Genomic DNA, 8,156 nt, shown 5'->3' with positions numbered 1-8,156 from the left:
TCAGTTATCAGTTATCAGTTATCAGTTATCAGTTATCAGTTATCAGTTATCAGTTATCAGTTATCAGTTATCAGTTATCAGTTATCAGTTATCAGTTATCAGTTATCAGTTATCAGTTCACTGAAACAGCTTCCCTATCCCTGTTTAAACCAGCCATGAGTTTATGTCTTAATCCCGATTGTCTATATAACAATGACCCTACAGATAAATTCTGTAAAAAATGTTGCTTTCAATTATTACTAAAAGATCGTTATCGTGCTATAAAATTAATTGGTCAAGGAGGTTTTGGTAAAACTTTTCAAGCAATTGATGAGGATAAACCTTCTAAACCTTATTGTGTGATTAAACAATTTTTTCCTAGCGCTCAAGGCAGTAATGCTCTCAAGAAAGCGGCGGAATTATTTAAAGAAGAAGCGATTAGTTTAGATAATCTCGGTCAACACCCACAAATTCCCTCCCTCTATGCCTATTTTACTGGCAATGATGGGCGACAATATCTTGTGCAAGAATATATTGAGGGAGAAAATCTAGAACAAGAATTACAAAGCGAGGGAGTTTTCAATGAAGAAAATATCAAACATCTTTTATTAGAAATTTTGCCAATTCTTGATTTTATCCATGCTAAAAGAGTCATTCATCGAGATATTAAACCTGCTAATATAGTTAGGAGACGCAGCGATAATAAAATAATTTTAGTTGATTTCGGTGCCTCTAAATTTATGACCATTGCTAATCTTTCCCTAACAGGAACAGTGATCGGTTCGGCGGGATATATCTCCCCAGAACAAGGCAATGGCAAAGCAATTAATAGCAGTGATTTATATAGTTTGGGAGTCACTTGTATCTATTTATTAACGGGAATATCTCCCTTTGAATTATTCGATGTGAGTGAACATGAGTGGGTATGGAGACAGCACCTGATTAATAATCCTGTTAGTGGTGGATTAGGTAAAATTTTAGATAAATTAATTGAATTTGGCACCAAAAAACGTTATCAATCAGCTGGGGAAGTCCTGCAAGAGTTAGCAGTAAAATTAGCCGTAGTGATTCCGCCAAAACCCCGATCACAGGACACAATTCAAGAAACGGTTTTGCCAGTTTTTCCCGCCGCCACTAGGGAGGAAATTAACCTCAAAAGTGCTGGGGAAATTGATTACACCAATCTGCGGGATTTATTAGCGCAAGAAAAATGGCAAGAGGCAGATCAAGAAACGGCTAATCTATTCTTAAAAGTTGCCGATCGAACTAAAGAAAAATATCTTAAGATAGAAGATATAGATAACTTTCCCTGTGAAGATTTAGCCACTATCAATCAACTCTGGTTACAATATAGTCAGGGAAAATTTGGTCTATCTGTTCAGAAAAGAATCTATGAAAGTTTGGGAGGAAGCGGCAATTATGATCAACAAAAATGGAACGATTTTGGGTCAAAAGTCGGTTGGCGAGTTAATAACAAGTGGTTATACTACGATCAAATTACTTTCTCTCTCAAAGCACCCTGGGGACATCTCCCCACCCTTGTGTGGGGTGTGGGTGGTGGCATAATTCTTTTTTCTCGCCTGGAAACCTGTGCTATGGACAGAATTTCTAGCAAGGGATAAATTGGCTTAAAAACTTTTCTGGAGAATTAAACAATTTCTCCCTTCGCCAGTGCGGATATATTGTAAAGTATCAGTAAGAGAACGCATGAAAAGTAATCCTCGATCGCTTTCCATTTCCAAAGGTGCGAGGGGACGTTGTTGTAGAGAATCAAGTTTTGCTTGCAGATCAAAATATTGACCGTGATCCCATATTCTTATTTCTAGAGAATGGGAATTTAAAGTTAATTCTAGATCGATCGGTGTGGTTGGTGGTAAATGTTGGTGAGCGTAACGGACAGCATTAGTAAATCCTTCGGCTAAAGCCACCTTACACTGCCAAAGCACCGAGTCGGGTAGAAAAGAGCGGCCGTGAGATTCAAACCATTGTAGGACTGGGATTAAAGCTGCCAATTCCGTCCAGACTTGTAGATGGAATTGGAGGGGGAAAGAAGGGGAATTTAAGACTTCAGAAGGCACCACTGTTTTTTTGAAAGAGAATCAAAATTGTTTTAAAAATCAGTTGTAGATCGTAGCCTAAACTCCAATTTTCTTGATAGCGCAAATCTAGTTGAATTACCTCTTCAAAATTACGCACCTGAGAGCGACCATTCACCTGCCATTCTCCCGTCATACCGGGTTTTACATCTAAACGTTGCCATTGGGGAACATCGTAGCGTTCCACCTCATCGGGGGTGGGAGGACGAGTGCCGACAAGACTCATTTCACCGGTGATCACATTCCAAAACTGGGGCAATTCGTCTAAACTGGTGCGACGTAAAAATTTTCCTACCCGGGTAATCCGGGGATCATTTTTATTTTTAAAAAAAGCTCCCTGCGCTTGATTGGGGATTTTATCTTTGAGTGCTTCTGCATCCACACACATGGAACGAAACTTAAGAATCTTAAATTCCTTTCCCAACCAACCGCAGCGGGTTTGACTGAAAAAAATTGGACCGGGACTGTCTAACTTAATAGCGATAGCAATGGGGACAAAAATAACCCCCGTGATTAATAAACCCACGATGCCACCAAGAATGTCAAGACTGCGCTTTAACCAACTGCGAATCGAGGGATGGGTTTCCGGTAGATGGTTTTCAGTGGCAGTAAAGCCATTTTCTTGGGCTGCTAGGGGGAGGGTTTGAAAGGTGAATAATTGATCTAGTCCCGTAATCGATAAAACCCCCATCACCGGGGGATGGACGTTAGCCAGCACTAACTCGATATTTTTTTCCCTAGCCGCTTTGAGATTATGCACTAAAGCACCCACACCACTACTATCCATAAATTGAGTGGCATTCAGATCAACAATGAGTTTTTCGGGAGTGGGTGTTTGGGCGATGAGATGGTGAAAGATATCCTTAAACTGTACTGCTTCCAGGACAGTCAAGCGATCCGGCATCCGCAAAACCGGATACTCCATCGGAATGATCAGAAAACGTGTTTCAGGGATTTGGGAAGTCATCGACACAAAGACGTGGTTTGATAGATGAGCAAGGCCTGATGACCTACTTAAATGTTTACTACACTTTTCCGCAAATACCAATGGGTAATGTCAAAGATTACCTGTAATTATCGGCTAACGAATCTCTCCTAGGGGCGGACGGCCTTGGGTTTGGGCTTTCGCTTTGGCTGCACTCTTTCTCAGGGCATCTAAACGGGTCTCATAACGCTTACGCAGACGACGGTTAGGTGTTTGTTCGATTAGGGTTTTAAAGGCACTGCCTAGGCTCTTGTAGGCGTTGGGGAGAGAGTAACCGAAACGAGTGGCCAAGGCGATCGCTTTTTCATCGGCTTCGATCGCTTCTTTGAGAATTTTATCACCGTTATTTTTGCGCCAGAGACGATAACCGGAAATCCCACATAATCCCATAGCCAAAAGCAATAATAACCCGTCCTGTACCCATAATTCCCCCACTGCACCACCTAAGCCAATAGCGAGGGCGGCCATTTCCCAGCCTTCCCGGGGAATACTATCATTTTGAATCCTGGCCACTTCATGCCAAAAGAGCAAATTACGCTGATCAATGGCTAAATTTTCCCATTTGGCTAAATCTATCTGAATTTCTACCTCATCTCTGCCAATTTCTTCACAACGGATCAGGGGGGGATTAATCTCTGTGGAACCTTCTACCGTTACCCAACTTTGTAATTCTGGCGGTAGTAGGGTTTTTAGGCGCCGAAGTTCGCTCATTTCGGCTCGTGCAGAGGAGGCCGCATAAGATGTCATAGATTTTTTACCTATTCTCTACCAATGACGATGATTTCTATTTTCGATCATAGCGGTCTTTTTTGTGATCTTGGCAGCTTTGGGCAGTAGGAACTATTTTCAGTGATCAGTGATCAGTGATGGAAGTGGGAAGTGGGAAGTGGGAAGTGGGGAAGTGGGGAAGTGGGGAGAAACAATCCATAACTGGGTTTTTAAAGTTCGATTGGGAGTCAATCATACTAAGTAGGTGGGTGTTAAAAATTGTCAGATCCCCCCCCCTTATTAAGGGGGGATCAAAGACAAAATCTCTCTTCTATTTACTTATTAAATAGACCGTAACTTTTGCTGGCTAATGCTCAAATATATCTTTGTATTGCTGTAAATCTAAAGCGGTAAAAATGGGGATACAACTAAAGCATTTTTGGGCTAATTCCCATCTTTCTTCTCTTTGCAACATCACAATTAGTTTATCTCGCACTGACAGTAAATAGCGCACATCGTTAGCAGCATAACTCAGTTGTTTTGGAGTAAGATTAGCGGCATTTCCCCAATCAGAACTTTGAGCGGTTTTGTCTAATTCTATGCCTTCCAATTCCTGCACGAGACTTTTTAAACCGTGACTGCTGGTATAAGTCCGAGCGAGTTTACTGGCGATTTTGGTGCAGAAAATCGGTTGAGTGGCAATGGCAAAAGTATGGGACAGTTGAGCCACATCAAAACGGGCGAAATGAAAGACTTTTTCTATCCGCTCATCCTCCATGACCTTTTTGAGATTAGGAGCCTCTGTTTGCCCCCTAAAAACGCGAATAGCGGTGACAAAACCACTGGGATCACAGAGTTGAATTAAACACAGTCGATCGCGCCCCGGGATTAATCCCATAGTTTCTGTATCTACAGCGATCGAATTAACCCCTAGATAACGGGATAATAGGTCATCACTTAAATCTCGATCGCACACTTGAAAATTGTCTAAGTTCATATAGTTAGGAGTTAGGAGAGCTTTTTTCAGTTATCAGTTATCAGTTATCAGTTATCAGTTATCAGTAAAAAGACAGCACTGTTAATGCGATTTAATACTCCTTACTTAAGACTGTTCACTGAAAACTCAAATCTGATAACTGACAACTGAAAAGGCTGATAGTTAAAAACTGATAATTAAATTTAAATATTATCATGGTCATTTTGTCAACGCTTTTTAACAAAAAGTTGTGTAAAATAATATTCACCAGCATTATTTTTAGCGATACCGATACCAGTGAGATTATAATCACCAACCATATTTTTTTGATGGCCGGGGCTATTAATCCAACCCTTGACGGCAACGCTAACGGGGTCAGGATATCCCTTCATAAAAGCCAAATTTTCGCCCATTTTTTCTAAAGGGATCATCATTTGTACTGCCTTGACTCTTCCCTCAAAACCATCATGACTAAAAGGAGCCTGTTTATTGGCCATTTTTTGACTAAATAAGCGAGCTTCATGACTAACGCGAGCATCGAGACGTAGGGGCGGTAAATTTTGAGAAATTCGGTAGCGATTAACTTGATAATTAGTATTCTCTTCGAGGGTAATAAAAAAAGATTGATTCCCGATAAGATCGTAGCTAAGAGGATTAGTAGAAACGGGAGCGGATTGACGTTTTAGAAATATTTGAGTAAAGTATAATTTCCCTTGATTATCCGTCGCTACTCCAATCCCAGTACTATCAAAATCTCCCTCCATATTTTCCCGATGACCTTGACTTTTAATCCAGCCATCCACAGCCATCATTACTGGGTCATCATAACCTTGATTAACTGCCAGATTTTCCCCCACCGCTTGATAGGGAACCGAAACGCCAATAGTTTGCGCTCTTTTGTCAAAATCTTGATGACTAAAAGGAACTAAACCCGCAGCCATGCGTTGGCTATGTAATCTTGCCTGTTGAGAAATTGCTCGATTTAACAGTAGGGGAGATAAATTACGAGATTGACGATAGCGATTTACCTGTTGATAGATTTTATTCTCTAAAACAAGTAAAGTTGCCGCATCTAAAGGGGAAGGAGAGGGAGAAGGAGAGGGAGAGGGAGAGAAAGATGATAGGAGTTCCGCAAAAGAGCTATAGTTTAAGGCACTACAGGCCATTAAACTTGTCGAGACAAGCATCAAAATTCCTAACCGATAAGGTTTCTTAAAAAAACTTTTCATCAAAAAAATTGGGTCTGAAACCCCGCCGTTCTAGGTTGGATTTACTGTTAAATACTAGCGCATTTACAGGATATATGCCAGAACGTGAGACATAGAAAAGCTATCGCTACCGATTTTATCCAACACCAGAACAAGAGTCGCTATTGCGGCACACCTTGGACTGTGTAAGATTAGTTGACAATAAAGCTCTCCATGTCAGCACACAGAGAAATCACGGGGAAGGGGTTGGAGTTGGATTTCCCTATTTCCCCATTTTCCCAGTCCTGGTGGCGACCTGTTGACCAGAGGGGGTAAATCTGTTAAGGCAGCTGCGAAACTAGGCAAAGGACAGCAAGCAGAAACCCAAATCGTCAGGTTTGGAAATCACCGTCCGGCCCCAGCGGTGAGATAAGTACCTAAGCAAAATTAATTACACATCTAAGCCACTACTCCGTCAGACTTCTGGTGTGAGGAAACAGTGAACTGAAAACTCAAATCCGATCCCTAATAGCTGTCTCCCGTCTCCTGTCTCCTGTCTCGGAGTCTCCTGTCTCGACTAGGAAATTAATTTTGCACGACTACTTATCAACTTTTTGGTGCCAGGGTCAAGACTTGTTAAGATTGATCAAGCCGCTCGCTCAAATTTACCACTTCTGTGGCTCTCATTTATGGTAATCGACTTTCTGCCCTTCACTATCAATATTTCCCCGGCCTTTATTGCCGGTAGCTGTCTCTGGTCTTTAGCATTGTATCTGGGGTTAGCTGGGGTGCGAAATTGGTTTATAGAAATTTTCTATCGCTGGTTTAATTTTGCCGAGCGTTTCCTCTATACTTCCCTAGAGGAGTTTGAAAAAACTCGCATCGCCAGAGAATCACAAAATGCTTTTTATGCCTCTATCTTTAGTATTATTCCCTTTCTCATTCTCGGGGGTTTCTCCGATTGGTTAATCGAGATTAGTTTAGGAAAAAGTTGGCCGATTAGTGTCGGTATTCTCGCCTGTGTTGCCTCTGGTGTCTATGAATTAGGACGGCAGGATGGCAGCGGTAATCAGTAAACAACGGTCAATTAAGCTGTTAACTATCTCAATTACTCCTTCGGACTGCACCGGAGGGGCAAGTTAGTTGATTTTAACCCTTGACTAGCGCTTAATCTTTTCCTTCCAGACGATTTTTATGTTTATTAAGAGTCTTTTGTAGTAAATTCAAAACCTCATTAGCAATCTCAATAACTTCATGAGTTCCAAAACCAGCCTGAGTTAATTCTTTAAAAAAAGCCTTAGCGACAATTTTGGCTAATTTCGGGGGATAAGGATGGACCGCGATCGAATGTTCGGACTGAATTTCTGCTATTTCTCTAGTCACTGCCATCGCCACAAAACGAGATTTTAACATCCCTTGCAAATGAAAAATTTGCAGGGATTGGGCAGCCTGTTGAGCGAATAACTGCAAGATTTCTAAATCTAATGGTTCAAAATGTTTTTTGTCTAGGGGAAAACTGAGATTAATTACCCCGATTACCTGCTGATTGAGGATAATCGGTACGGAGATAAAACTATTATTATTTGATCTTTTGGGATAACGGGCTGCGCTGGCAAATGGCGATCGAGTGATATCCTTAATTAGTAAAGGTTTTACCGTAGTCGCTACAGTATCGGCAATAACTTGATCGAGTTTAATTATTTCTTGATCAGCTAAAGGTGATAGCTCATCATAATGGGCAAAAACTTCTAGATAATCGGTAATTTCCCCCTTTAATTGCTGTGGAGAGCTTAACATAATTGAACAGTGCTGCGCTCGCAATTGATGAGCGCTCATACTAGCTATTTTCCCAAAAATATCTTCGAGATTTTCCTCAACATTCAAGACAAGAGCCAGAGTAGCTATTTTGGGGTTAAAATTATCCATGTATTCAATCACTTATTCAGTCCGAGTTTAGGCTTTCAGGGTGAGGGTGACATTCCTCATCTCTGTGTTTGTCTGAGTCTATAGCTTGCCATAGCATCTGATCGAGGGGCTTTTTTACTCGCTAACTGATCTATTGTAGATGTGCTGAAAAACTTCTGTGTGTCTCTTGTTTTTTGTCTTCCCTCTAGATGAACGTAGGTTGGGTTGAAGCATGAAACCCAACGCCCGCTCATGTTACGCTACCGCTAACCCATCCTACAAATAATTGTGCCTCCCTACTTAGCATCTGATCGAGGGGC

8 protein-coding genes and 1 pseudogene are annotated in these 8,156 nt (G+C 41.3%); 3 read left to right on the top strand and 6 right to left on the bottom strand.

The window, feature by feature from the left end; translation table 11 throughout:
- Nucleotides 1-155 precede the first annotated feature (155 nt).
- On the top strand, nucleotides 156-1,601 hold the full coding sequence (locus IM509_RS09650; RefSeq protein WP_185237734.1) for a serine/threonine-protein kinase: 1,446 nt from the start codon (nucleotides 156-158) through the stop codon (nucleotides 1,599-1,601).
- Between the two features lie 6 nt (nucleotides 1,602-1,607).
- Here IM509_RS09650 and IM509_RS09645 read toward each other — a convergent pair whose 3' ends face one another.
- The 5 genes from IM509_RS09645 to IM509_RS09625 form a co-directional block, all read right to left on the bottom strand.
- Nucleotides 1,608-2,060 (bottom strand): ATP-binding protein, encoded by a 453-nt coding sequence (locus IM509_RS09645; protein ID WP_002789296.1) that lies wholly within the window; start codon nucleotides 2,058-2,060, stop codon nucleotides 1,608-1,610.
- Nucleotides 2,047-3,042 carry an anti-sigma factor antagonist gene (locus IM509_RS09640; protein WP_185237733.1) on the bottom strand — a complete coding sequence of 332 codons (996 nt, stop codon included), beginning with the start codon at nucleotides 3,040-3,042 and terminating at the stop codon, nucleotides 2,047-2,049. Before IM509_RS09640 ends, IM509_RS09645 begins: the two co-directional genes overlap by 14 nt.
- Nucleotides 3,043-3,156: 114 nt before the next feature.
- Nucleotides 3,157-3,807: a DUF3318 domain-containing protein gene (locus tag IM509_RS09635; RefSeq protein WP_002781787.1), complete on the bottom strand. Its 651-nt coding sequence runs from the start codon at nucleotides 3,805-3,807 to the stop codon at nucleotides 3,157-3,159.
- 328 nt (nucleotides 3,808-4,135) lie between these two features.
- Entirely contained in the window at nucleotides 4,136-4,765 is a 630-nt protein-coding gene (locus IM509_RS09630; protein ID WP_004159945.1) for a ribonuclease D, read from the bottom strand.
- 206 nt (nucleotides 4,766-4,971) lie between these two features.
- Entirely contained in the window at nucleotides 4,972-5,973 is a 1,002-nt protein-coding gene (locus tag IM509_RS09625; protein WP_072926635.1) for a CAP domain-containing protein, read from the bottom strand.
- A 95-nt stretch (nucleotides 5,974-6,068) separates the two neighbouring features.
- Between IM509_RS09625 and IM509_RS09620 the strand changes: the two are divergent.
- A pseudogene (locus IM509_RS09620) lies at nucleotides 6,069-6,212 on the top strand (helix-turn-helix domain-containing protein); the annotation flags it as partial.
- A gap of 408 nt (nucleotides 6,213-6,620) precedes the next feature.
- Nucleotides 6,621-7,007 (top strand): hypothetical protein, encoded by a 387-nt coding sequence (locus IM509_RS09615; protein ID WP_002756975.1) that lies wholly within the window; start codon nucleotides 6,621-6,623, stop codon nucleotides 7,005-7,007.
- 91 nt (nucleotides 7,008-7,098) lie between these two features.
- Here IM509_RS09615 and IM509_RS09610 read toward each other — a convergent pair whose 3' ends face one another.
- Nucleotides 7,099-7,857, bottom strand: coding sequence for a GAF domain-containing protein (locus IM509_RS09610; RefSeq protein ID WP_052277305.1), 759 nt, complete (start codon nucleotides 7,855-7,857; stop codon nucleotides 7,099-7,101).
- Nucleotides 7,858-8,156 lie beyond the last annotated feature (299 nt).

It is taken from the genome of Microcystis sp. M31BS1 (assembly GCF_020245285.1).
Lineage (GTDB): Bacteria > Cyanobacteriota > Cyanobacteriia > Cyanobacteriales > Microcystaceae > Microcystis > Microcystis panniformis.
This window is presented reverse-complemented; position numbering and strand designations above follow the sequence as displayed.